Origin of the sequence: Streptomyces lonarensis (genome assembly GCF_012033735.1) — a bacterium.
GTDB lineage: Bacteria > Actinomycetota > Actinomycetes > Streptomycetales > Streptomycetaceae > Streptomyces > Streptomyces lonarensis.
The window spans coordinates 1-23,392 of sequence record NZ_JAAVJD010000069.1; the positions used below are offsets into that span (position 1 = coordinate 1).

General features: G+C 75.6%; 17 protein-coding genes. 10 read left to right on the forward strand and 7 right to left on the reverse strand.

Features of this window, described 5'->3' with window-relative positions; all coding sequences use genetic code 11:
* Window positions 1-148: 148 nt before the first annotated feature.
* Window positions 149-2,590: a heavy metal translocating P-type ATPase gene (locus HCN56_RS11390; RefSeq protein WP_167969976.1), complete on the reverse strand. Its 2,442-nt coding sequence runs from the start codon at window positions 2,588-2,590 to the stop codon at window positions 149-151.
* Window positions 2,591-2,808: 218 nt separating this feature from the next.
* Between HCN56_RS11390 and HCN56_RS11395 the strand changes: the two genes are divergently transcribed.
* Window positions 2,809-3,102, forward strand: coding sequence for a hypothetical protein (locus tag HCN56_RS11395; RefSeq protein WP_167969978.1), 294 nt, complete (start codon window positions 2,809-2,811; stop codon window positions 3,100-3,102).
* Between the two features lie 150 nt (window positions 3,103-3,252).
* Window positions 3,253-4,146, forward strand: a complete 894-nt coding sequence (locus tag HCN56_RS11400) for a class I SAM-dependent methyltransferase (protein WP_167969980.1) — start codon at window positions 3,253-3,255, stop codon at window positions 4,144-4,146.
* 176 nt (window positions 4,147-4,322) lie between these two features.
* Here the strand turns inward: HCN56_RS11400 and erm are convergent, their stop codons facing one another.
* Window positions 4,323-5,150 (reverse strand): 23S ribosomal RNA methyltransferase Erm, encoded by an 828-nt coding sequence (gene erm, locus HCN56_RS11405; RefSeq protein WP_209312611.1) that lies wholly within the window; start codon window positions 5,148-5,150, stop codon window positions 4,323-4,325.
* A 537-nt stretch (window positions 5,151-5,687) separates the two neighbouring features.
* Between erm and HCN56_RS11410 the strand changes: the two genes are divergently transcribed.
* From HCN56_RS11410 to HCN56_RS11420, 3 genes are all read left to right on the forward strand, one after another.
* Window positions 5,688-6,269 carry an NADPH-dependent FMN reductase gene (locus HCN56_RS11410; RefSeq protein ID WP_167969984.1) on the forward strand — a complete coding sequence of 194 codons (582 nt, stop codon included), beginning with the start codon at window positions 5,688-5,690 and terminating at the stop codon, window positions 6,267-6,269.
* A gap of 91 nt (window positions 6,270-6,360) precedes the next feature.
* Window positions 6,361-7,455, forward strand: coding sequence for an ATP-binding cassette domain-containing protein (locus tag HCN56_RS11415; protein WP_167969986.1), 1,095 nt, complete (start codon window positions 6,361-6,363; stop codon window positions 7,453-7,455).
* Window positions 7,452-8,387: an ABC transporter permease gene (locus tag HCN56_RS11420; RefSeq protein ID WP_167969988.1), complete on the forward strand. Its 936-nt coding sequence runs from the start codon at window positions 7,452-7,454 to the stop codon at window positions 8,385-8,387. Before HCN56_RS11415 ends, HCN56_RS11420 begins: the two co-directional genes overlap by 4 nt.
* A gap of 148 nt (window positions 8,388-8,535) precedes the next feature.
* Here HCN56_RS11420 and HCN56_RS11425 read toward each other — a convergent pair whose 3' ends face one another.
* Window positions 8,536-12,087 carry an ATP-binding protein gene (locus tag HCN56_RS11425; RefSeq protein ID WP_376770863.1) on the reverse strand — a complete coding sequence of 1,184 codons (3,552 nt, stop codon included), beginning with the start codon at window positions 12,085-12,087 and terminating at the stop codon, window positions 8,536-8,538.
* A 144-nt stretch (window positions 12,088-12,231) separates the two neighbouring features.
* Window positions 12,232-12,897, reverse strand: a complete 666-nt coding sequence (locus HCN56_RS26365; protein WP_312871185.1) for an ArsR/SmtB family transcription factor — start codon at window positions 12,895-12,897, stop codon at window positions 12,232-12,234.
* 301 nt (window positions 12,898-13,198) lie between these two features.
* Here HCN56_RS26365 and HCN56_RS11435 point away from each other — a divergent pair, with 301 nt between their 5' ends.
* Window positions 13,199-14,272, forward strand: a complete 1,074-nt coding sequence (locus HCN56_RS11435; RefSeq protein WP_312871186.1) for a S41 family peptidase — start codon at window positions 13,199-13,201, stop codon at window positions 14,270-14,272.
* A gap of 188 nt (window positions 14,273-14,460) precedes the next feature.
* Window positions 14,461-15,258, forward strand: coding sequence for a VOC family protein (locus tag HCN56_RS11440; RefSeq protein WP_167969994.1), 798 nt, complete (start codon window positions 14,461-14,463; stop codon window positions 15,256-15,258).
* A gap of 73 nt (window positions 15,259-15,331) precedes the next feature.
* Here HCN56_RS11440 and HCN56_RS11445 read toward each other — a convergent pair whose 3' ends face one another.
* Window positions 15,332-15,739: a VOC family protein gene (locus HCN56_RS11445; RefSeq protein WP_167969996.1), complete on the reverse strand. Its 408-nt coding sequence runs from the start codon at window positions 15,737-15,739 to the stop codon at window positions 15,332-15,334.
* Between the two features lie 315 nt (window positions 15,740-16,054).
* Here HCN56_RS11445 and HCN56_RS11450 point away from each other — a divergent pair, with 315 nt between their 5' ends.
* Window positions 16,055-17,728, forward strand: a complete 1,674-nt coding sequence (locus HCN56_RS11450; RefSeq protein ID WP_167969998.1) for a DUF885 domain-containing protein — start codon at window positions 16,055-16,057, stop codon at window positions 17,726-17,728.
* A gap of 271 nt (window positions 17,729-17,999) precedes the next feature.
* Window positions 18,000-19,661, forward strand: a complete 1,662-nt coding sequence (locus tag HCN56_RS11455; protein ID WP_167970000.1) for a DUF885 domain-containing protein — start codon at window positions 18,000-18,002, stop codon at window positions 19,659-19,661.
* 139 nt (window positions 19,662-19,800) lie between these two features.
* Here the strand turns inward: HCN56_RS11455 and HCN56_RS11460 are convergent, their stop codons facing one another.
* A complete protein-coding gene (locus HCN56_RS11460; RefSeq protein WP_167970002.1) occupies window positions 19,801-20,457 on the reverse strand; it encodes a GNAT family N-acetyltransferase in 657 nt (218 codons plus the stop codon).
* 112 nt (window positions 20,458-20,569) lie between these two features.
* Window positions 20,570-21,826, reverse strand: coding sequence for a winged helix DNA-binding domain-containing protein (locus HCN56_RS11465; RefSeq protein ID WP_245246460.1), 1,257 nt, complete (start codon window positions 21,824-21,826; stop codon window positions 20,570-20,572).
* Between the two features lie 412 nt (window positions 21,827-22,238).
* Between HCN56_RS11465 and HCN56_RS11470 the strand changes: the two genes are divergently transcribed.
* Window positions 22,239-23,392 (forward strand): serine/threonine-protein kinase (locus HCN56_RS11470; protein ID WP_245246461.1); only part of this gene is annotated, 1,154 nt, incomplete at its 3' end.

Genomic DNA, 23,392 nt, shown 5'->3' on the forward strand with positions numbered 1-23,392 from the left:
GCCGGCCCCGCGCCCGGTGCCGGCCGGTGACGGTCGGTGCCGGTCAGTGCCGGTCAGTGCCGGTCAGTGCCGGTCGGTGCTGATCAGTGCCGATCGGGTGAGCGCCCGTCAGCGCTCGCCGGCGCTCTCCCGTGACGGGCGGCGCCGGTCAGCGCCGGGGCGCGCCGCTGTGTTCGCGGGTGAGGTCCCACGCCTCGTCGTCGGTGGCGGAGTCGGCACCGCCGGCCGCGCCGCCCGGGTCGGCCGTCGGTGCCGCGCGCGGCGGACCGGCGGGACGCCGGGAGCCGGTGGTCCCCTCCCCGGCCGCGCGGAACGCCCGCAGCCGGAGGCTGTTGAGCACGACCGACACCGAGGAGAACGCCATCGCCGCGCCGGCCAGCATCGGGTTGAGCAGCCCGGCGGCCGCCACCGGAATGGCGGCGGTGTTGTAGCCGAACGCCCAGACCAGGTTGGTCTTGATGGTGAAGAGGGTCTGCCGCGACAACCGGATGGCGTCGGCGGCGGCCCGCAGGTCGCCCCGGACCAGCGTGAGGTCGCCGGCCTCCATGGCGGCGTCGGTGCCGGTTCCCATGGCCAGGCCGAGGTCCGCGGTGGCGAGCGCCGCCGCGTCGTTGACGCCGTCGCCGACCATGGCGACGGTGCGCCCCTCCTCCTGGAGGCGGCGGATCACCGCGACCTTGTCCTCCGGCATGACCTCCGCGACGACCTCGTCGATGCCGACCTCGGCCGCCACCGCCTCGGCGACGGCCCGGTTGTCGCCGGTGAGCAGCACCGGCGTCAGCCCGAGGGCGCGCAGCCGCCGGATCGCCTCCGCGCTGGTCTCCTTGACGGCGTCGGCGACCTCCAGGACGGCGCGGGCCCGACCCTCCCAGCCGACCAGCACCGCGGTGGACCCGCGGCCCTGCGCCTCGTCGACCAGCCGGGCCAACAGCTCCGGGACCTCCAGCTCCGACTCGGCGAAGAGCCGCGCCCGACCCACCGTGACGGTGCGGCCCTCGACGTCGCCCCGCACGCCGAGTCCGGCGAGGTTGCTGAAGGAGCCGACCTCGGGCAGCGGTTCGCCGAGGCGCTCCTCGGCGCCGGTGGCGACGGCGCGGGCGATCGGGTGCTCGGAGGCGTGCTCCAGCGCGCCGGCCAGCCGCAGCGCCTCCCGCTCCGCCTGCCCGCCACCGCTCGCGGTGCGGACGGCGACCAGGGTCATGCGGCCGGTGGTGACGGTCCCGGTCTTGTCCAGCACGACGGTGTCCACCCGGCGGGTGTTCTCCAGCACCTCCGGACCCTTGATGAGGATGCCCAGTTGGGCGCCGCGGCCGGTGCCGACCATCAGGGCGGTCGGGGTGGCGAGGCCGAGGGCGCAGGGGCAGGCGATGATCAGCACGGCGACCGCCGCGCTGAACGCGGCGGCAACGCCCGCGCCGTTGCCGAGCCAGAAGCCGAACGCGGCGACGGCGACGCCGATCACCGACGGGACGAAGACGGCCGACACCCGGTCCGCGAGCCGCTGGACGGCCGCCTTGCCCGACTGGGCGTCCTCCACCAGCTTCGCCATGCGCGCCAGTTGGGTGTCGGCGCCCACCCGTGTCGCCTCGACCACCAGGCGCCCGGAGGTGTTGACGGTCGCGCCGGTGACGGTGTCGCCGGGGGCGACCTCGACGGGGACCGACTCGCCCGTGAGCATCGACGCGTCCACCGCCGACTCACCGCGCAGCACCCGCCCGTCGGTGGCGACGGTCTCGCCCGGCCGGACGACGAAGTGGTCGCCGGTCGTGAGCTGTTCGACCGGAATGCGCACCTCGCGTCCGTCGCGCAGCACGACGGCGTCACGTGCGCCCAGCTCCAGCAGTGCCCGCAGCGCGGCGCCCGCCTTCCGCTTGGTGCGGGCCTCGACGTACCGGCCGGTGAGGATGAACGCGATGACGCCCGCGGCGACTTCGAGGTAGATGTTGCCGGCTGCGTCGGTGCGGGCGATGGTCAGTTCGAAGCCGTGCGTCATGCCGGGTTGCCCGGCGGTCCCGAGGAACAGCGCCCAGACCGACCAGAGAGTGGCGGCCGCGGTGCCGACGGAGATCAGGGTGTCCATCGTCGCGGTGCCGTGGCGTGCGTTGGTCCAGGCCGCGCGGTGGAACTGCCAGCCGCCCCAGACCACGGCCGGCGCGGCCAGGGTCAGCGAGAGCCACTGCCAGTACTCGAACTGCCAGGCGGGCACCATGGCGAGGACGATCACGGGGAGGGCCAGCGCCCAGGTGACGAGCATCCGATGCCGCAGCAGCGCCACGGAGTCCGGGCCGGGTGGTGCGGCGCTGTGGCCGCCGTGGGCCCCGTGTGCCGCGGGGTCGCCGTCGGCCGCCGGGCGGGGCGGCGGGGCCGGCGGCACGGCGGTGTAGCCGGCCGCCTCGACGGTGGCGACGAGCGCCTCGACGGCGGTGCCCTCGGGGACGGTCGCGCGCGCCTTCTCGGTGGCGTAGTTGACCGTCGCCGTGACCCCGTCCATCCGGTTGAGCTTCTTCTCGATACGGACGGCGCAGGCGGCGCACGTCATCCCGCCGATGGACAGTTCGACCTCGGTGGCCGTCCCGGTGCCCGTCGTCATCGTCCGTCTCCCTCACTGCGACTGCCGGATACCCAGTGGGGGTATCACTGTCTCCGGTATACCCCCAGCGGGTACACGATGCAACCGGGAGGGGCCGCGTCCCCGCCCGGTTCAACACATACCCTACGGGGGTATGGTGGGCGCAGCGGCGACAGGCCGCCGGGCGCCTGCGACGGAGTCGGCCGCGCACACCCCCCCCACCCACCAGGGAGGCCATCGTGACCACCGGGCGAACCGAGCGAACCGGGCGAACCGGGCGAGGACTCCGCGAGCGGTTCGCGGGCGACGGCGGCGAGAGCGCCGCGCTGCGCATGGCGGCCTTCGCCGCCGCCCTCGCGCTCGTCTTCGGCACCGCCTTCACCGTCGGCAACCTCACCGAGCCCGCCGCGCCGCCGCCCGTCGGCGAGACGACCCCAGGCGGCGGGAGCGGCACGGACCCCGAGGACGGCCCCGGCGGCAGCGCCCCCGACGACGGCTCCGAGGGCGACGCCCCCGGCCACGGGCACGGCTGACCGGCCCGGGCGGCGCGGCCCGGGCTTGACGGCGCGGCCCGGAGGCCGCGCGCCGGGGCGGTGGGCGGGGGCGGCCCACCGAACGGCACACCCCGGTTGAGCGGGGGTGCGCCCGGCGGTACGTTCGGCCTATCCCGGAGGGAGACGCCGATGTCGCCTCACGCCGACCACACGCGCAACCGCGCCGAGCTCGGGCACAAGCTGCGGTACGCCGCACGCCACCCCGGGCGCATCGCGCCCCACGTCCGCCGGACCGCCCGCGACCTCTGGCTGCGGGCGCGCCACCGCGACCACGTCGCCTACTACCGTGCCGTGATGGCCTCCGACGCCGCCCGCGACCCCCGTGCCGCCGTCGGCAGCAGGAACGACGAACGCTGGCTCGCCCTCGGCGCGATGCAGTTCGACTACCTGATCGGCCACGGCCTGCGGCCCGACCACCGCATGCTGGAGATCGGCTGCGGCAACCTCCGGGCGGGGTGGCGCTTCATCGACCACCTCGACAGCGGGCACTACTACGGCATCGACATCTCCCCCGACATCCTGGTCCACGCCAAGCGGACGCTGGTCGAGCGCGGCCTCCAGGCGAAGCTGCCCCACCTCACGCTGACCGACGACCTCACCTTCGACTTCCTGCCCGCCGACCACTTCGACGTGGTGCACGCCCACAGCGTCTTCTCCCACTCGCCGCCCGAGGTGATCGACGAGTGCCTCGCGCACGTCGGGCGGGTGCTGCGGCCCGGCGGCTGGTTCGACTTCACCTTCGACCGGACCGAGGGCCGGGAGCACCAGGTGCTGCGGGAGGACTTCTACTACCGCACCGAGACGCTGACGGCGCTGGCCGCCTCGCACGGTCTGGAGGCCGCCTTCATGACCGACTGGGAGGAACTGCCGCACGGGCAGTCCAAGATCCGCGTCATCCGGCCCGCCACCGACCGCAGGTCGCGGACGGCCGGAGACGGGCACGACGGCGGCGGCCGCCGCCGTGCCGAGCACGGCGGCCCCGCACAGCCGGACGGGCCCGAGGCGGACCGCACCGACGGCTGAGGTGGTGGTCCGCAAGCGGGGTGGGACTAGCCGGGGCGGCGAACGGCCACGACCGGCGGGCCCCGGGGAGGGACGGGAGCGGCCGACGCGGCTCGGCCGGCGACCGGACGGCGACCGGACGGCGGGTCAGCCGCGGTCACCACCGGGACGACACCCGGTTGCCGCGCCGGGAGCCATCAGCGCCGCGGTCGGCGACCGCGACGCGGAGCGGCGCCACCGCCACCGCCCCCGCGACCGGCCGTTCCGGACGGCGCTGCGGCCGTCCGGGAGGCCACCGTGCGATGCAGGTCGGCCCAGGCCGCGGCGTCCAGGACGCGGGGCAGCGTGCGGTCGGTGACCCGGTGGCGCCGCGCCCACTCCGCCACATCCCGCGCCGACAGGGCGGGGCAGGCGCCCCGCACGATCTGCCGCAGCCCCTTCCCCCGCCCGGTGAAGACGGCGTGCACCAGCCCCTGGTAGCGCGCCCGCTCGGACGCCGCCACCAGCGGTTCCGCCCGCCGCGCCACCGTCAGCAGACCGCCGTCGACCCCCGGCCGCGGCCGGAACGCGTCCGCCGGGACCCGCGCGGCGAGGCCGAACTCGTACCAGGGCCACCACTGCGCCGTCATCATCGTGGCCCCGCCGACCCCGGCACGCCGCCGGGCCACCTCCCACTGCACCAGCAGCACCGCGTCGGTCCAGTGATCGGCGTGCAGCGCCCGCCGCAGCAGCGCGGTCGTCCGGTCGAAGGGCACGTTGCCGACCAGCACGAACGGTGAGGCGGGCAGCGGGTGGCGCAGGAAGTCCCCCTCCACCACCGTCACCAGCGGTCCGGTGCGCCGGCGCAGCGCGCGCGCCCGGGCGCCGTCGAGTTCGACGGCGGTCACGGCGCGGCCGAGCCGCTGCAGCGGCAGCGTCAGCGCACCGTCGCCCGGTCCGATCTCCACCAGCGGGCCGCTGGTGGCCGCGACGAGTCGCAGGGTCCGGGCGATCACGCCGCGGTCGACGAGGAAGTTCTGCCCCAGCTCGTGGCGTCCGTCCGTGTAAGCCCGGCGGCGGCCACGCCGGTTCCGCGGCTGCTGGGGGTCGTGGTCGGCGGCGGGGTCCCCGCCGTGGTCGCGGTGGGCGGGGGGAAACGAGGAAGAAGGCACGGTGCCGGGCTCCGGGGCTGGTGGGAGCCGGGCAGCACGACGGGCCGCCCGGCGCTGGTCGCGCGGGGAGCGGCGGTGCGATCGTCACAGGTACGAGCGCCGGCCCCGGCGACCGCGTCGGCCGCGGGAAGCGGCCGGGGTCCGGGGCGGGGCGCCCTGCAGGTGAGGGGCGGGCGCCGCTAGGAGCGGCGGGGCCGTGCGACGGCGAGCATGAAGCAGCACATGCGCCGGACCCTACGGAGCGCGGGCGGACGCGGCAACAGCTTTTCGCGTCCCTGCCGACCGGCCCGCCGACCGGCCCGCCGACCGCCGGGGACGCTTCGCGCGGCCGGCTCGGCCGCCCGCTAGGCCCGATCTCGCGACAGCGAGACGCGATCTCGCGCCTCAGGGGTGAGACCGAAGGAGGACGGGATGAGCGAGGACCCGACCGCGGCGCCGCTGCGCACCGCCGTCATCGTCGGCAGCACCCGCGAGACCCGCGCCGGGGACACCATCGGCCGCTGGTTCGCCGCCCTCGCCGCCGACCGCGACGACCACGTGATCGACCTCCTCGACCTCGCGGAGTGGGAGTTCCCCGCGCGCCGCACCGACACCCCGGACAGCGCGGTCACCGCGTTCACCCGGCGGCTGGCGCGGGCCGACGGCTTCGTCGTCGTCACCCCCGAGTACAACCGCAGTTTCCCCGCGCCGCTGAAGCAGGCCATCGACTACGGTTTCGACGAGTGGCGGGCGAAACCCGTCGCCTTCGTCTCCTACGGCTACCGGTGGGCCGGCCGCTACGCCGTCGAGCAGCTGCGCCCCGTCTTCACCGAGCTGCACGCCGTCACCCTGCGGGACGGCCTCCATCTCGACCTCCTCGACGGCCCGCCCGACGCCCCCGGCGACGGGTCCGCCGACGACCGGCGCCGCGTCGCCCACCAGGTGCTGGACCACCTCAGCTGGTGGGGGCTCACCCTCCGCGAGGGACGCGCGGCCCGCCCCTACGCCGGCTGACGCCCGGTGGCGCGCCTCGCCGCGCGCCACGCGCCCCACGCCCTCCGCAGCGGAACGCACGACGGATACACACCACGGACGAAGGAAAGAGATGACCGACCACCACTCACCAGTGATCGAGACCAGCGGGCTGGTGAAGACGTTCGGCGACAACCGCGCCGTGGACGGCGTCGACCTGTCGGTGCCGGGCGGTGCCGTCTACGGTGTGCTCGGCCCGAACGGCGCCGGCAAGACCACCACGGTGAAGATGCTCGCCACCCTGCTCCGGCCGGACGGCGGCACGGCCCGCGTCTTCGGCCACGACGTGCTGCGCGAGCCGGAGAAGGTCCGCCGCCGGGTCAGCATGACGGGGCAGTACGCCTCGCTCGACGAGGACCTCACCGGCAGCGAGAACCTGACCCTGCTCGGCCGTCTCCTCGGCTACGACCGGCGGGCCGCCCGGGAGCGCGGCGACGAGCTGCTGGCCGCGTTCGGGCTGGAGGACGCCGCGGGCCGCCAGGTCAAGAAGTACTCCGGCGGCATGCGGCGACGCGTCGACATCGCCGCGAGCCTCCTCAACATCCCCGACCTGCTCTTCCTCGACGAGCCCACCACCGGCCTGGACCCGCGCAGCCGCAGCCAGGTGTGGGAGATCATCCGGACGATCGTCGCCACCGGCACGACCGTGCTGCTCACCACGCAGTACCTGGAGGAGGCCGACCAGCTCGCGGGCCGGATCGCCGTCATCGACCACGGCAGGGTCATCGCGGAGGGCACCCCCGGTGAGCTGAAGTCGTCCGTCGGCGCCGGCGCCGTCCACGTGCGGCTGCGCGACCCCGGCCGGCGGGAGGCCGCCCGCCAGGTGCTGACCACCGCGCTCGCCACCGAGGTGCAGCTCGACGCCGACCCGGTGGCGCTGACCGCGCGGCTCTCCACCACGGGCGACGACCGGGTCGCCGCCGAGCGCGCGGCGGCGGCGCTCGGGGAGCTGGCCCGGGCCGGGATCGTCGTCGACGACTTCTCGCTCGGCCGCCCCAGCCTCGACGAGGTGTTCCTCGCCATCACCGGGCATCCGGCGGAGTCCCGCGGCAACAGCGGCCCCGCCGACGGCACCGGCACCCCGACGGCCACCGGCTCCCCGGCCGGCGGCGCCCACGACAGCGGTACCGCTCGCGGCGCCGACACCACCGAAAGGACCTCGGCATGACCACCACCAGCACCGGCGTGACCAGCGGAGCCGGCGGCGCAGGAACCGGTGACGCCAACGGCGCGACGCCGGGCGGGCCCGGGCCGACCGGCGCGGGGGCCGCGGGCACCGAGGTCGCGGACCGCCCCGTCGCCGACTCCCTGACGGAACTCCTCGTCAACCGGGAACGGCCGCCGCGCCCCGGCCCCGTCTCCGCCTCCGCCACCTTCGGCTGGCGGGCGATGCTGAAGATCAAGCACGTGCCGGAGCAGCTCGCCGACGTCACGGTCTTCCCGATCATCATGACCCTGATGTTCACCTTCCTCTTCGGAGGTGCGCTGGCGGGCTCGACGACCGAGTACCTGCAGTACCTGCTGCCGGGGATCATGGTCATGAGCGTCGTCATGACGACGATGTACACCGGCGTCTCGGTCAACAACGACATCGAGAAGGGCGTCTTCGACCGCTTCCGGACACTGGCGGTCTGGCGGCCGTCGCCGATGGTCGGCTACCTGCTCGGTGACGCGTTCCGCTACACCGTCGCCTCGGCGGTGATCCTGACCGTCGGCCTCATCCTCGGGTTCCGGCCCGAGGGCGGCGTCGTCGGCGTGCTCGCGGGCGTCGGACTGCTGGTCGTCTTCTGCTTCGCGTTCTCGTGGATCTGGACGATGTTCGGGCTGCTGCTCCGCTCGGAGAAGTCCGTCATGGGCGTCTCCATGATGGTGCTGTTCCCGATGACGTTCCTCAGCAACATCCTGGTCGAGCCCGAGACGATGCCCGGCTGGTTGCAGGGGTTCGTCGAGGTCAACCCGATCGCGCACCTGGTGGCGGCGGTCCGCGACCTCATGGCCGGCCACGTCAACACCGGCGAGATCACCTGGACGCTCGTTGCGGGCGGCCTGATCATGGCCGTCTTCGGGACGCTGACGATGCGGCTCTACAACCGCAAGTGAGCGGCCCCGCTCTCCCGGGCGGGCGGTGACCGCCCCGCCCGCCCGGCCTTCTCACCCGCGCCCCGGCGCCCGCCCCCGCCACTCCGCGAGGGCGGGCGCCGGGGCGCGACCGCGAGCCGGTCCGACGCGGGGTCTCACACGCGCTCTCTCAGAGCTGCCAGCGGGTGGCGTCCGGCGGCTGGTAGCAGCAGCGGGCGCCGGTGGAGACCGTCGCCCGTAGATGGCTCGCGAGTTCGGGGTGGCGCACGTCGAGCCGGCGCAGGGTGTCCCGGATGCGGGCCGTCACCGTCTTGCGGGCACGCTCGGCGTTGTCCCCCAGGCGGCGCGACCGGCCGGCGAGCCCGGCTGCCGCACGCAACTCCGCCAGGAGTGCTTCGCGTTCGCGGTCCAGCTCCGCCGCCCGGTCGTCGTCCCCGAGGAGCGCCGCCCGGTCGATCTCGTCGTCGAGAGTGCCGAGCCGGCGCTTGTAGGCGGCGCGCGCCTGCTCGTCGAGGACGTCGTCCCCGCCCATGGCGTGGGCCGCCACGACCGCCGCGCCGCCCTCCGGCGACAGCAGCCGGACGGCCGGGACGGCCTCGCCGGGGTGGGCCAGCAGCAGGTGCAGGTCGCGCAGCCCCTTGGCGTCGGGAAGGTGCACCGTCCGCCCGCCGAACGTCAGCTGCCAGACCGCTCCGTCGTGGCGGAACTCCCGCTCCGGGTGACGGGCCCGCGGGCTGTCCGTGGCGCGAGCGGCGGCCTCGTCGCTCCCGGCAGGCCCGTCGCTCCCGGCAGGCCCGTCACTCCCGGCGGGCCGGGCAGCGGTGCCGTCCGCCGGCACGGCGGAGGCCGCCGGGGGCCGGTGGCCCGGAACGGCCGCTGCCCCCGGCCGCAACCCGGGGCGGTCGAAGGCGACGGACATGCCCAGCTCCGCCGCCTCCCGCTGGGCCGCCTCCCGCAGCAGCGCGGCCCGCTCCCGGTCGTCGTCGCCCCTGCCGGACCCCGCTGCCCGCCGCTTCCCGACGCGCGGCCCGGCGCTGCCGCCACGCTGCTCCAGCGCCGCGGCCAACCGTGCCCGCGCCAGCACCGCCCAGGGCCGCGCCTCCAGGCGGTCGGCGGCCGCCACCGCCTCGGTGAGCGCGGCGACCGCCTCGTCCCAGCGCCCCTCACCCGCCTCGACCATGCCCAGCCAGAGCGGTGCCGGGCCGCTGACGTCGCAGCCGCAGTACGACACCAGCCAGGCATCCGGGTGCGGGGTCAGCTCCCGGCGCACCTCCTCGCCCAGCTCGCGGTCGCCGGAGGCCGCTGCGGCCTGGGCGCGCAGCCGCAGCCACAGCGGTCCGAGATCGCGCGGGAACCCGCCCGAGCGGCCGCGCGCGGCGGCGGTGTGGAGCAGTCCCTCCTCGACGTCACCGCGCTCGAACGCGGCGATGCCGAGCAGGACGTCGGGGTACGGGTAGCCGCTCTCCGTCAGCCGCGCCCGCAGCTCCTCCCCGCTGGGTGTCCGGCCCTGGAGCATCTCCAGCACCGTCCGGTGGTGGACCGCCATGAAGGTGGTCATGAAGTGCCAGTCGGCCTGGCCGTCGTGGAGCGCCGTGGCCCGGGCCAGCTGGCGCTCCGCCTCGGCGAACTCGCCGCGCATCGCGCCGATGATCGACCGGTCCACCGCCACCGCGGGCCGCAGGTGCGGGATGCCCGCGCCGTCCACCGCCGCCAGGTAGGAGAGGTAGTGGGCGCGGTAGGCGGCGTTGCCCTGTTCCAGCTGCGCCACCCACCGCAGCGACCGGACCACCAGGTGCATGCCGCGGTTGCCGGTGCGGGAGAGGACGCCCAGCAGCTCCTCCATGAGCCGCTCGCGCTCCGCCGCCGACCCCAGCCCCCAGATCGCCTCGTGCCGCGCCCACAGCAGGAACTCCAGCGCGGCGTCGTCGCCGCCGCTGCGGGCCAGCGCCATGGTGCGGAGCGTCAACTCATCTGCCAGCACGGTGAGTTCGGACGACCGACCGGAGGAAGGCGGCTGCGTGCCGGGGGCGGGCGCGGGCGTCGCGTCGGCGGCCGGCTCGCCGCTCGACGGCTGCACCACCAGCCGGCGGTGCGCCTCGCGCAGCAGGGCCTCCCCCGCCTCGGCGAGCTCGGGGAGGGAGGAGGAGTCGGCGTGCAGCGCCAGCGCCACCCGCGCCAGCAGCTCCGGTTCGCCCACCGTGCGGACCAGCGCGGCGGTCTCCCGGTAGAGCGTCGTCACCTCCTCCCGCTCCGCCAGGTGTCCCAGCTGGCCGATGAGGTCGAGCGCCACCGTCACCGTCCGGCCCGGCGCGACCTCGGTGGGCGGCGCGGCGACCGCGACCTCGTACGCGCGCCGCAGATGCCGGGTCGCCTCGTCCCCCGCGACCCGGCTCATGGCGTTCTCCGCCGCCGCGGTCAGCAGCTCCACCGCCGTGCCCGGTGACAGCTCGGACCCGGCCAGGTAGGCGTGGCGCGCCAGGTCGGCCGGGTCGAGCGCCGGCACCCCGTCGTCGCCGGGCACCCGGACGGCCCGCACCACCGCCGCGTGGTGCCGGCGCGCGTCCTCCGCCGGCAGCCCGTCGTAGAGCGCCTCGCGGAACAGGTCGTGCGCGAAGCAGAACCGCCCGGCACCGCCGGCCGTCACCAGCCGCCCCGTGACGGCCTGGTCCAGCAGGGCGTCGACCAGCGCGGACGGCGCCGCGACCACCGAGGCCAGCACCGGGCGGGAGAACTCACGACCGAGGACCGCGGCCGCCTCCAGCAGCCGCCGCACCGGCGGGGGCAGCAGCGATATGCGTCGGGCCAGCACGTCGCTGACGCCCGGGGTCATCGCCAGGGCGGGCCCCCCGGAGGCCCACAGCCGCGCGGCCTGCTCGACGAAGAACGGGTTGCCGCCGGTGCGCTGGTGCACCCGGGTCACAAGAGCCGCGGACGGCTCGCGGCCCGCGGCACGGGCCAGCAGCGTCCCGACGTCGTCGCGGTCCAGACCGGTGAGCGTGATCGTCGTCGCCCGGGACTGGAGCGTCGGCAGCAGGGCGCGGACAGCCGGCGCGACCGCCCGGCCGGCCGGCGCCCCGGCACCCGGCTCGGAGGTGGGCGGCCCGGTCGTCGGCCCCGGGACGGGCGGCGCCTCCCGCCGGTCGGCGGTGCCCGCCGCGTCGTGCGGGGCGACGAGATCCGGGGAGCGGGACGGCGGCCGGGAGGCGGGCGCACCGCCCGGGCCGCCCGCGGAGCCCCCGGCCGGGAACTCCACCTCGACGTCGCGGTAGGTGCCCACCACGAGCAGCCGCTCGAACCAGGTGTGGTGCGCCACGAACTCCAGCAGCCGCAGCGAGGCCTCGTCCGCCCAGTGGAGGTCCTCCAGCAGCACCAGCACCGGGCGGGCCTGGGCGGCGCCGACCAGCGCCGTGGTCACCGCGTCGTAGACGGCGAACGCGTCGTCGTCCGAGGCGCGGCCGGCTCCGGCCTCGCCGAGCAGCGCCGCGATCCCGCCGCCGTGCGGCACGGCGCTGCGGTACTCCTCCTCCGGCAGCGCCCGCCGCAGGCCCCGCACCACCTGCACCCACGGCCAGTGGCCGGGCGCGTGGGCGGAGTCCCAGCAGGAACCGGCCAGCACGAGCGCACCGCGGCTCCGTGCCTCCCGCACCGCGCCGGTGACCAGCGTCGTCTTCCCGATGCCCGCCTCACCGGTGACCAGCAGGAGCCCGCCGTGGCTCGTCATGCTGCGGTCGACCTCGGCGCTCAGCAGCGAGGCCGCCTGCTTCCTTCCGAGAGGAGGGTCCGAGAGGGTCGTCACCCGTCCATTAGACGCGACAGCTCTGACAATCGCCGTGCACGCCGAACCGGGCTCCTGACCGCCGGCCCCTCAGTGACCGGCGGGGACGGGACGGAGTTCGACCGCCACCGTCCAGACCGACCGGTCCGCCGCGGCCGTGCCCGGCGCAGCCGCCCCTGCGGCCGCCTCCCCCACCAGCCGGGCGAGGCGTCGCCGCAGCGCGGCGGCCTCCCCGTCGGTGAGCGTCAGGCCGCCGAGGACCAGCAGCGGCTCCGCGGCGGGCCCCGTTCCCGCTGCGTGGCCGCCGCCCTGCCCGGCTCCGGCCCCGGCTCCGGCTCCGGTCCCGGCTCCGGTCCCGGCTCCGGTCCCGGCTCCGGACCGCACGTCGCCCGCGCTCGGGCGCGCCTTCCCCGGCGCGCGGCGCGAGTCGGGGGCCGGTGCGGCCGAGGCGCAGTGGTCGGGGCACGGGCCGTGGCCGGGACCGGTGCCGGGACCGGGATCGGTGCCGGCACCGCACTCGGGCTGCGGGGTCACGGCCGCGTACCGGTGCTCGGTGCCACCGCGGACATGTCGCTTCTCGGTGACCGCCACCATGCCGGCGGAGCGCAGCACCGCCAGGTGGTGGGCGACGGTCCCCTTGCCGAGGTCGAGCACGGCGGCGAGTGCGCTGATGGTGGCCGGCTCCCGGCTGACGCGCGCCAGGAGTTCGTGCCGAGTCGGGTGGGAGAGGGCGCGGTGCCGTACCGCCGACGGCACGTCCGCTGCCCCGTCCGGACCCGGCGCACCCCGGACGGGCCGCCGGGCTCGGCGGAGCGGCCCATCGCCGTGCGACCGGTCGGCGGCCGGGACATCGGGCGGGGCGGAAGCTGAGACTGCGGCTGCGTCGGGCTGCCGCACCACGTGGGGCGGCCGGGGCGGCGGGGGCGTCAGGGGCGTCGGGGGCATGCGCCAAGCGTCCAGCTTTCTTGACGCTCATGCAATTGCATGCTCTACTCCTCCCGCTCAGCGGTGTCCGGGCCTCCGGCACGCCGGACGCGCCTGTCACCCGGAGGTCCCCGTGCCCACCGACCTGCAGCCCGGCGAGCTGTCGAGAATCGTCGAACGCTGCGCTGCCAAGGTGGAGGAGCACTACGTCTTCCCCGCGACGGGTACCCGGCTGGCGGCGCTGCTGCGGGAGCGGCTCGCCTCCGGCGCATACCACCAGGTGGGCGACGCGCGGGTCCTCGCCGAGCTGGTCACCGCCGACCTCCGGTCGGTCAACGGCGACCACCACCTGCGATTGCGCCACCGGCCGGACCGCATCCCCACGCAGAAGGGGAAGTCGACGCGGACGGACGCCGACAAGGCGGCCGAGCTGACCATGGGCGGGGTTCCCGCCGTGGCACGGCTCGTCGGCGGCGCGGCGCTGATGGAGCTGGGGCACACGCTGCTACCGGCACGCGACGCGGCCGAGGCCGTCGGTGCGGCCTTCACCCTCGTCGCACGGAGCGAGGCCCTGCTGCTGGACCTGCGGCGCTGCCGCGGCGGCGACCCCCACACCGTCGCGCTGATCTGCAGCTACCTGCTCGACGAGCACACCCACCTCAACACCCTCCGGCATCGCGACGAGGGCCGGTCCGTGCAGTTCTGGACCCTGCCCGCCGTCCTCGGCCGCCCCTACGGCGCCACCCGCCCGCTGTTCCTGCTGATCGGCCCGGCGACCTTCTCCGGCGCCGAGGAACTGGCCTACACCTTGCAGCAGCTGGGGCGCGGCACCGTCGTCGGCGCGCGCAGCGGGGGTGGCGCCCACCCGCAGACCACTTTCCCGCTCCACGCCCACCTGGAGGCCTCCGTCCCCTACGCGCGGGCGGTCAACCCCGTCTCCGGAACCAACTGGGAGGGCGTCGGGGTCGTCCCGGACGTCGAGACCGCGGCGGACGACGCCCGGCAGGTAGCCCACCGACTGGCGCTGGAAGCGGTGGCACGCCGCGGCGGGCGTTCCGCCTCCGTGGTGGAGGCGCGGGAGGAGCTGTCGCGACGGCTGGACGAGGAGACGTCCGCCGAGAAGGCCGCGCACAAGGCGAACAAGGCGCGGAAGGCCGCCGCCGCGCAGACCGGAGAGGGCCGCGCCGCGCGCCCGGCCACCTCCTGAGTCCGGACCGCCGCATCCCGCCGTCACCTGTCCCGACTGCGCTGCCCACCAACGCTCCTCACGGCCCGTCAGACCGCTGCCCGACGGGCCCGCGGCTCCCGTTCCCGCCGGTCGCGCCTCGCCGCGCGGCGCCCCGGGCCCGGTGCCATCCTGGAGAGAACGGGTGCTCGACATTCTGGAGGGACCTCATGATCAACATCGAGAAACCAGGCGCGCCCTGCTGGCTCGACATCGGGTCGCCCGACACCGCCGCGTCGTCGAACTTCTACGGCGCCGTGCTGGGTTGGGAGTTCATGTCGGCCGGTCCGGACGCCGGCGGGTACGGGATCTGGAAGACCGGCGGGGAGACCGTCGCGGGCGTCGGCCCGCTCACCGACGAGGGCGCGAAGTCCGGCTGGATCGTCTACTACAACGTGCCGGACATCCAGGAGGCGACCGAGACCGTCCGCAGCAGCGGCGGCACCGTCCGCGTCGAACCGATGGACATGATGGGCCAGGGGCACATGGCCCAGTACACCGACCCGACGGGCGGGCAGTTCGCGGTCTGGCAGGCCGCGCCCGGCGCCGCGACGGACGACGACATCCGGGTCGACGCCCCCGGCGCGCTCACCTGGGTCGAGCTCTACACCACCGACGGCGCGACCGCGCAGAGCTTCTACCAGCGGCTGTTCGGCTGGCAGATCACCGACATGCCCCTTCCCGGGGACGGCCCGGAGCGGTACCACATCCTCACCGTCGCCGGCGGCAACCCGGAGAAGGACGGCCACGGCGGCATGATGGTCATGAGCGCCGGGGACCTCCCCGGCGGCCACGCCTACTGGAGCCCGGTCTTCGAGACCACCGACTGCGACCGGGACGCCGCCCAGGTCACCGCGGCCGGCGGCACCCTGCAGATGGGCCCCGCCGACATGGAGGGCGTCGGCAAGGTCGCCACCTGCCTCGACCCGTTCGGCGCGAGCTTCTCCCTCATCACCAGCGTCGGCTGAGCGCCGGCCCCGGCGTCCTGTCCCCACCGGCACCGGTGGGGACAGGACGCCGTGCGGGTACGGCGTGCGGACGTCAGGCGCCGGCCGGCTCGTCCGCCTGGGGGAGCAGCGCCATCAGCTCCCACACGTGCCCGTCGGGGTCCTGGAAGCTGCCGCCGTACATCGGCCCCTCACTGAACGTGGGCTTCCAGGGCCGCCCTCCCGCCGCGAGCGCCCGGGTGACCAGCGAGTCCACCTCGTCGGGGCTGTCGGCGGTGATGCACGTCAGCACCTCCGTCGTCCCGGGGTCCGCGATCTCGCCGTTGATGAACCCCTTGAAAGGCTCCTCCTCCAGCAGCATCACGTGGATGTTCTCGTCCACCCGCACGCAGAGGACGTCCTCGCTGGAGTACTCCTCGTTGAAGTCGAACCCCAGCGCCCCGAAGAACTCCCGCGACCTGGTCACGTCCCGCACCGGTAGGTTGACGAAGATCATGCGCATCAGCGGTCTCCCTGCTCGCGCCCGAACGGGCCGGCGGGCCCGTCGCCCACCGGACCGCTCCGGTATCCGGCTCTCGAAGAAACGTAGCGCGGGAGTCCGGCACCGGCCCGTCGAGTGCCTCACCCGGCCCCGCAGGCGACGGCGGAACGGCCCGGGCGGCGGGAGCACGGCGGGGCCGCGCACCCGGCGCCCCGCGCCTCGGCCCGACCGCCGACCGCCGACCGCCGACCGCCGACCGCCGACCGCCCGCTACCGCACCGTCGCGGACGGTTGATTCTCCTTCACAGGGACGGTGCCTTCGGACAGGATGTCGGGATGTCCCACACCGCGCCCGGCGTCACCCCTCGCCAGATAGCCGACCAGCACGTCGAGACCGTCACCGACCTCGACCCGATGACCGCCGAGATGCTGGGGACCCGTCCCGGCAGCGATCTCCTGCCCGACTACTCCCCGGAGGGCCGGCAGGCCGTGGCGGACGCCTCCCGCGCCACGCTCGCCGCCCTCGACACGGCGGGCGACCCGGCCGCCCTCCCCGCCGCCGAGCGGCGCACCGCCAAGCTGCTGCGGGAGCGGCTGGAGGCGTCGCTCGCCGAGCACGAAGCCGGTGACAACCTGCGCGAGCTCAACAACCTGATGTCACCCGTGCAGCGGTTGCGCTCGATCCTGCTGACCATGCCCAAGAACACCGACGAGGACTGGCAGGTCGTCGCCCGGCGGCTGCAGCGCGTCCCCCAGGCCCTCCGCGACTACCGCGCGGGGCTCGACGCCGGGCGGGCACAGGGGCTCACCGCCGCCCCCCGCCATGCCGAGGTGGTCATCGAACAGCTCGCCCCCGAGGTCGTCGGCGACTGGTACCGGCGGCTGGTCGCCCCGGCGCCGGAGCAGCTCCGCGGCGAGCTGGAGAGCGCCACCGCGACGGCCTCCGAGGCCATGGCCGACCTGCGGGCCTACCTCGCCGACTCCTACCTCCCCGCCTCGGCCGGGACCGAGGACGCCGTCGGCCGGGCGCGCTACCTGCGCGGCGCCCGCCGCTGGACCGGGCTCACCCTCGACCCCGAGGACGCCTACGCCTACGGCTGGGAGGAGTACCACCGCCTCTACGCCGAGATGACGGCCGTGGCGGACGCCATCCTCCCGGGCGCCTCCCCCCACGCCGCGATGGACCACCTGAACGCCCACGGTGAGGCCGTCGAGGGCGAGGAGAACATCCGCGTCTGGCTCCAGGAGTTCATGGACCGCGCCATCTCGGAGCTCGACGGCACCCACTTCGACCTCGCCGACCGCGTCAAGCAGGTCGAGTCCATGATCGCCCCGCCCGGCGGCGCCGCGGCGCCGCACTACACCGCGCCCTCCCTGGACTTCTCGCGCCCGGGACGGACCTGGCTGCCCACCATGGGCGAGACCCGGTTCCCGGTGTGGCCGCTGGTGTCGATCTGGTACCACGAGGGCGTTCCCGGCCATCACCTGCAGCTCGCCCAGTGGCGGCACGTGGCCGACACCCTTTCCACCTTCCAGATCTCCCTCGGCCAGGTCAGCGCCTCCACGGAGGGGTGGGCGCTCTACGCCGAGCGACTCGCCGACGAGCTGGGGCTGCTGACCGACCCCGCGCACCGCCTCGGCTACCTGGAGAACCAGATGCTGCGGGCGATCCGGGTGATCATCGACATCGGCATGCACTGCAAGCTCCGCATCCCCGCGGGCGCCGGCTTCCACGACGGCGAGGTCTGGACCCCCGCCCTCGCGCAGGAGTTCCTGATCGGGCACAGCGGCATGCCCGAGTCGTTCAACGTCTCCGAGATCGTGCGCTACCTCGGCATCCCCGGCCAGGCCATCAGCTACAAGCTGGGCGAGCGCGGTTGGCTCGCGGGCCGCGACGCCGCCCGAGCGGCCCGCGGCGACGCGTTCGACCTCAAGACCTGGCACATGAAGGCGCTCTCGCTCGGCTCCCTCGGCCTGGACGACCTCGCGGACGAACTCGCCGCCCTCTGATCTCCCGGCGGCCAGCCGGCACCGTTCGCTCACCGCCCGACGCCGTTCACCACCGGTACCCGGGCGCCGGCCGGCCGGTCCGACCGGCCGCCCCGCCCCGCCCGGACCGGACCCGGGCGCCGGCCGTTCCGCCGGCGCCCGGCGGCGTGGCCCCGCACCGCCCGGCCACGCTGCTCGCCACCCCGCCCGCACGCTTCGCCCACCCCTCCGGACCGGTCGCCGCCGGCGGCACCACGGGCCCGGATCGCCGTACCGACGGAGAGGACCCCCGATGACCAGCACTTCCGGTCCCCGCACCCCGCGCGAGATCAGCGAGGACCTCACCCGCACCGTCCTCGACTACGACCCCACCGCCGCGGAGGTCCTCGGCCTGCGCCCCGGCAGCTCCGACGTTCCCGACTACTCCCCCGAACGGCACGACCAACTGGTCGACGACCTGACCGGCCTCCGCGTGGAGCTCGACGCCGCGACCGCCGACGGCGCGCCCCCGCTCCCCGCGGAGGAGCAGCGCGCCGCCCGGCTGCTGCGCGAACGCATCGACACCTTCCGGACCGCACCGATGCACAGCGAGCTGAACAACCTGTTCTCCCCGGTGCAGAAGCTGCGCACCATGCTGATCCTCGCCCCCCGCGCCACCCCGGACGACTGGGCTGTCCTCGGGAAGCGGCTCGGCCGCATCGAGGAGTCCCTGACGGGCTACCGGGCCTCACTCGCCGCCGCGGCAGGACAGGGGACCGGGGCCGCACCACGCCAGGTCGAGACGGTGATCGCGCAGATCCGCGACAGCGACGCCTGGTTCCGCGGCCTCGCCGACGTGGCGCCGCCCGCGCTGCACGCCGAGGTGGGCGCCGCCGCCGGCCGTGCCGCCGACGCCATGCGCGCGTTGGGCGGCTACCTCACCGACACGTACCTGCCGGCGGTCCAGGACCGGCCCGACGGAGTCGGCGCCGACGCCTACCTGGTCGGTGCCCGCTACTTCAACGGCTCCGACCTCGACCTCGCCGAGGCGTACGCCTACGGCTGGGAGGAGTTCCACCGCCTCTACGCCGAACTGTCCGCGCTCGCACCGCAGATCCGGCCCGGGTCCACCCCGCGCGAGGCGATGGACCACCTCAAGCAGCACGGTGAGGCCGTCGAGGGGGAGGAGAACATCCGCGTCTGGCTCCAGGAGTTCATGGACCGCGCCATCTCGGAGCTCGACGGCACCCACTTCGACCTCGCCGACCGCGTCAAGCAGGTCGAGTCCATGATCGCCCCGCCCGGCGGAGCCGCGGCCGCCCACTACACGCCGCCGTCGCACGACTTCTCACGCCCCGGACGGACCTGGCTCCCCACCATGGGCGAGACCCGGTTCCCCACCTGGGACCTCGTCACCACCTGGTACCACGAGGGTGTCCCCGGCCACCACCTCCAGCTCGCCCAGTGGCGGCACGTCGCCGACACCCTCTCCACCTTCCAGGTGACGGTCGGACAGGTCAGCGCCTGCGTCGAGGGCTGGGCGCTGTACGCCGAGCGGCTCGCCGACGAACTGGGGCTGCTGACCGACCCCGCCCACCGCCTCGGCTACCTCTCGGAGCAGACGCTGCGCGCGGCGCGCGTCATCATCGACATCGGCATGCACCTGCGGCTGCGCATCCCCGCGGGCGCCGGCTTCCACGACGGGGAGATCTGGACCCCGGCGCTGGCCACCGAGTTCATGCTCGCCCACACCGGGATGGAGCCCGCCTACGCCGAGTCCGAGATCACCCGCTACCTGGGCGTTCCCGGCCAGGCCATCAGCTACAAGCTGGGCGAGCGGGCCTGGCTCGCCGGCCGCGACGCCGCCCGAGCGGCCCGCGGCGACGCGTTCGACCTCAAGACCTGGCACATGAAGGCGCTCTCGCTCGGTTCCCTCGGTCTCGACGACCTCGCGGACGAACTCGCCGCCCTCTGAGCGGCGGGGGCGGGTGGCCGGGGCGGGTGGACCGGTACGGCCGGTCCGGGGCGGGTGGCGGTGGAACCGGCCGAGCCGCCGCCCGGTCCGCCCGGCGCCCCGGCGGCTCGGCGGCTCGGCGGCTCGGCGGCTGAGCGGCTCAGCGCTCCGGTGTCCCCAGCCCGAACATCGGGAGGCACGGTTCGAGCCCGGTGACGCTGGTGGCGGTGCGCCGGTGGGCCGCCCACTGCTCCCGGCTGAGCCGCAGCCGGTGCTCGACCACGACGTGGCCGCGGCGCGTCTGCCGCGCCACCCCGTCCTCGCGGTAACCGAGACGCCGCGACACCTCCAGCGAGGCGTGGGAGTCCTCGAACGCGGCCGAGACGCACTCCTCGGCCTCCAGCCCCACGAAGGCCAGCTCCAGCGCGGCGGCACGCATCTCGGTGCCGAAGCCCCGCCCCTGGTGGCGCAGACCGAGCCAGGAGCCGGAGAGCACCTCCCGCCGCACGGCGAAGTCCCGCCCGGAGATCTCCTGCACACCCAGCGGCCGGCCCTCGTGGAAGACGGTGAACGGCAGGCTCCAGTCGTCCGGCCGCCACACGGCGCGCTGCCGCCACTGGAACTGGAGCACCGACCGGGCCCGCTCGGCGGGCGACCCGTCGGTCCACGGCGTCAGGAACGGCATGCGGTCCGCCTCGTGGACGCCGTCGGCGGCGACCTGTGCCAGATCCGCCAGCTCATCGTCCGAGGCCAGCCGCAGTTCGAGGCGTGGAGTGTTGATGCGAAGGCCGAACAGGGGCCAGAAGTCGGTGAGCATGGTTCATGGTGCCGCCGCCGACGCGCGGGGCGCACCCGCATTTCACGTCCGGCGTGAAGAATCTTCGCGCCGGACGGCGGGCGGCGGTCCGCACCGGCGCCCACCGGCCGCATCAGGCGTGCGGGCCGACCGTGACGCGGCCCGTCTCGACCTCGGCCTCCTCCGCCCCCTGAATTCCCGCCAACCGCTGCACCTGGAAGGCGAGTTCGTCCGACTCCGCCTCGGAGAGGCGGACCAGCGGCTCCACCGTGACACGCAGTCGCCGCCCGCGCAGGGCCTGGTGCCACACCCCCGCCACCTGGCCGTCCACCAGCAGCAGTGGATAATTGCCGGCCTGCCCCCGGGCGAGCGCCCGCCGCGCGGCGCCCCCGGCGAAGAGCAGCGACCGCGGATGGCAGCCCACCCCGAACACGTCGAAGTAGGGGAGCAGCCGCACGCCGCGCGGCAGTTCGTGGTGCGTGGGGTCCCCGGCGATCTGGAAGGCGGGCCCGGCGCCGGCCACCGTGACCCGCTCGACGCTGTCACCCAGCTCCCGGAACACCTCCTCGCAGCGGTCGCGCGGCGCACCGAGCCAGCGGGCGAACTCCGCGGGTGTGGCCGGTCCGTAGCCGTGGAGGTAGCGAAGCGCGAGCCGCCGCAGCGCCGGGGGGCCGTCCATGGGCACGAACCCGGGCAGCAACCGCGCGGGGCTGGTGAAGGTGACCTCCCGGCCGCGGTTCGGCCCGAAGCACAACGCCCCCCGGTGGCCGAGCGTCGGCTGCGCCCAGCGCCACCGCGGCAGGTGGTCGCGGAACGCGTCCACCACCGGCTCCGCCGCCCACCCGCCGACGGTGTCGGCCAGTGCCTGCGTCAGCTCCGTCGCGGTCAGATCGCGGTACGCGAGAACACCGGGGCACGCCTCGGCGAGCGCCGCCACCTGGTCCGGGTCTAGGTACGGCTCGCCGACGGCGACGCCGCGGTCGGCGTCGAGGCCGCCCAGCGCCCCGACCCAGGCGGGCAGCTCGCGGGAGGCCATGAGATGCACCGTGCCGCGCGGCCCGTGGGCCCTCACCAGCGTCCGGTCCCGCCACAGCGCGTTCCGGACATCGCCGCGCACCGCGCCGGCCACCCGCATCGCGACGGACACCTCCGCCGCGGACATCACCTGGGCGTGCGCCCCGCAGGTCCCCGCCACCACGTCGGCAATGCGACGCGTGACCGGGTCGCCCCCGACGGTGGCCGGAGCGTCCAACCGGTGCCTCGCGAGACGGCGGGCGCTGACGGCGGCCCAGGTCATGCCCGTCGGACGCCCATCCGCGTGAGCGACAGGTTCCGCCGCCGGCCCGTCGCCCGAACCGGCCGCTGCCTCGACGTCCCCGCCGTCGTCCATGCCCACCACGCTAGACCGGGGTGCCGCGGTCCGCCGCCCGACGCGGCACCACCGGCAGTCGCGTCACCGCCGGCACTCGCGTCACCGCCGACAGTCGCGGATGCCGGCCGGTCGGACCGCCGGCCGGTCGGAGCGGGTCCCGCTGGCAACGGGTCCCGCTGGGAGCGGGTCCCGTTGGGGCGGCAACGCCCGGAGCGGCAACCGCTTTGTGCGCCCCCGGCACCCAGCCTCCGGTGAGGTACGCCCGTGGGAGCGGCGCCCGGCGGGAGCGGCTCCTGCGGGCTCGGACGGTGCCGTCCCAGGCTGTCCCGGGCTGTCCTGGCGCGTCGCGCGTCGAACGGGGGAGCCACTACCCTGCCCCTGGGACCACGGGTGGCGCGCCGGAGGACGGCGTGGGAGTCCGGGAGGGCGGATGGCTGAACACGACCGGGCACGCCCGGCTCGCGAACGCAACCGGACCGGGATGCGGCCGCTGCGGCCCGAGGACCCGGACGCGCTGGCCGGCTTCCGCATCGTGGCCCGGCTCGGCAGCGGCGGCATGGGAACCGTGTACCTCTCCCACATGCCCGACGGTCGGCCGACGGCACTGAAGATCGTGCGGGCGGAGCTGGCGGAGTCCCCCGACTTCCACCGGCAGTTCGAACGTGAGGTCCGGGCCGCGAGCCGCGTCGGGGGACGTTACGTCGTCCCCGTCCTCGACCACGACACCGACGGGCCCGTCCCCTGGCTGGCCACCGCCTACGTCCAGGGGCCGTCCCTGGGGGAGGCGGTCGCGTTCCACGGCCCCGTGCCCCAGCAGGCGGTGGTGCGGTTGACCGCGGCGGTCGCCGACGCGCTGCGCTCGGTGCACGGCGCCGGGGTCGTCCACCGGGACCTCAAGCCGTCGAACGTGCTGCTCGCCGCCGACGGTCCGCAGGTCATCGACTTCGGCATCGCGCGCGCCTCGGACGCGACCACGATGTTCAGCGGCTCGCCGCGCCGCATCGGCACCCCGGGGTTCATGGCGCCCGAACAGGTGATGGGCGGCGAGATCACCGCGCAGGCCGACGTGTTCGCCCTCGGTCTGCTGACCGCGTTCGCCGCCGCCGGTCGCGGTGCCTTCGGCGCGGGCGACACCGACGCGCTGCTCTACCGGATCGTCCACGACCGCCCGGATCTCTCGGCCTGCCCCGACGGCTTGCGGGACGTCGTCGAGGCCTGCCTGGAGAAGGACCCGGCCAACCGCCCCGTTCCCGCGCAGGTCATTGAGGCATGCCGGGTGCTCTCGGGCGAGGACGACCCACTCCCGCGCGCGGGCTGGCTGCCGCCGGAGCTGGCGGAGGAGGCGGCGCTGCGCCGGGCCCCCGCGCCGTGCGGGCCCGACGGTTCGGGCTCGGCACCGGGCCGCGGGAGGCACGGCAGCGGAGCGGGCCCGGTGGTGATCGGGCCCGGGCAGCAGCCGCAGGAAGCCGGGGACGAGCCCGCCACGCCCCGTACCGTCCCCGCCGGCGGCGGCTCGGGGACGGTGCCGGAGGTGGCGGGCGGCTCGGGCTCGGCGCCCGAGGCGGCGGCAGCCGGCGCGAGCGG

Excerpts from the sequence above, each read along its gene's own strand:
- HCN56_RS11390 (WP_167969976.1), bottom strand. The coding sequence starts at position 2,590 with ATGACGACGGGCACCGGGACGGCCACCGAGGTCGAACTGTCCATCGGC.
- HCN56_RS11400 (WP_167969980.1), top strand. The coding sequence starts at position 3,253 with ATGTCGCCTCACGCCGACCACACGCGCAACCGCGCCGAGCTCGGGCAC.
- HCN56_RS11410 (WP_167969984.1), top strand. The coding sequence starts at position 5,688 with ATGAGCGAGGACCCGACCGCGGCGCCGCTGCGCACCGCCGTCATCGTC.
- HCN56_RS11415 (WP_167969986.1), top strand. The coding sequence starts at position 6,361 with ATGACCGACCACCACTCACCAGTGATCGAGACCAGCGGGCTGGTGAAG.
- HCN56_RS11420 (WP_167969988.1), top strand. The coding sequence starts at position 7,452 with ATGACCACCACCAGCACCGGCGTGACCAGCGGAGCCGGCGGCGCAGGA.
- HCN56_RS11425 (WP_376770863.1), bottom strand. The coding sequence starts at position 12,087 with ATGACGAGCCACGGCGGGCTCCTGCTGGTCACCGGTGAGGCGGGCATC.
- HCN56_RS11440 (WP_167969994.1), top strand. The coding sequence starts at position 14,461 with ATGATCAACATCGAGAAACCAGGCGCGCCCTGCTGGCTCGACATCGGG.
- HCN56_RS11445 (WP_167969996.1), bottom strand. The coding sequence starts at position 15,739 with ATGCGCATGATCTTCGTCAACCTACCGGTGCGGGACGTGACCAGGTCG.
- HCN56_RS11450 (WP_167969998.1), top strand. The coding sequence starts at position 16,055 with ATGTCCCACACCGCGCCCGGCGTCACCCCTCGCCAGATAGCCGACCAG.
- HCN56_RS11455 (WP_167970000.1), top strand. The coding sequence starts at position 18,000 with ATGACCAGCACTTCCGGTCCCCGCACCCCGCGCGAGATCAGCGAGGAC.
- HCN56_RS11460 (WP_167970002.1), bottom strand. The coding sequence starts at position 20,457 with ATGCTCACCGACTTCTGGCCCCTGTTCGGCCTTCGCATCAACACTCCA.
- HCN56_RS11465 (WP_245246460.1), bottom strand. The coding sequence starts at position 21,826 with ATGGACGACGGCGGGGACGTCGAGGCAGCGGCCGGTTCGGGCGACGGG.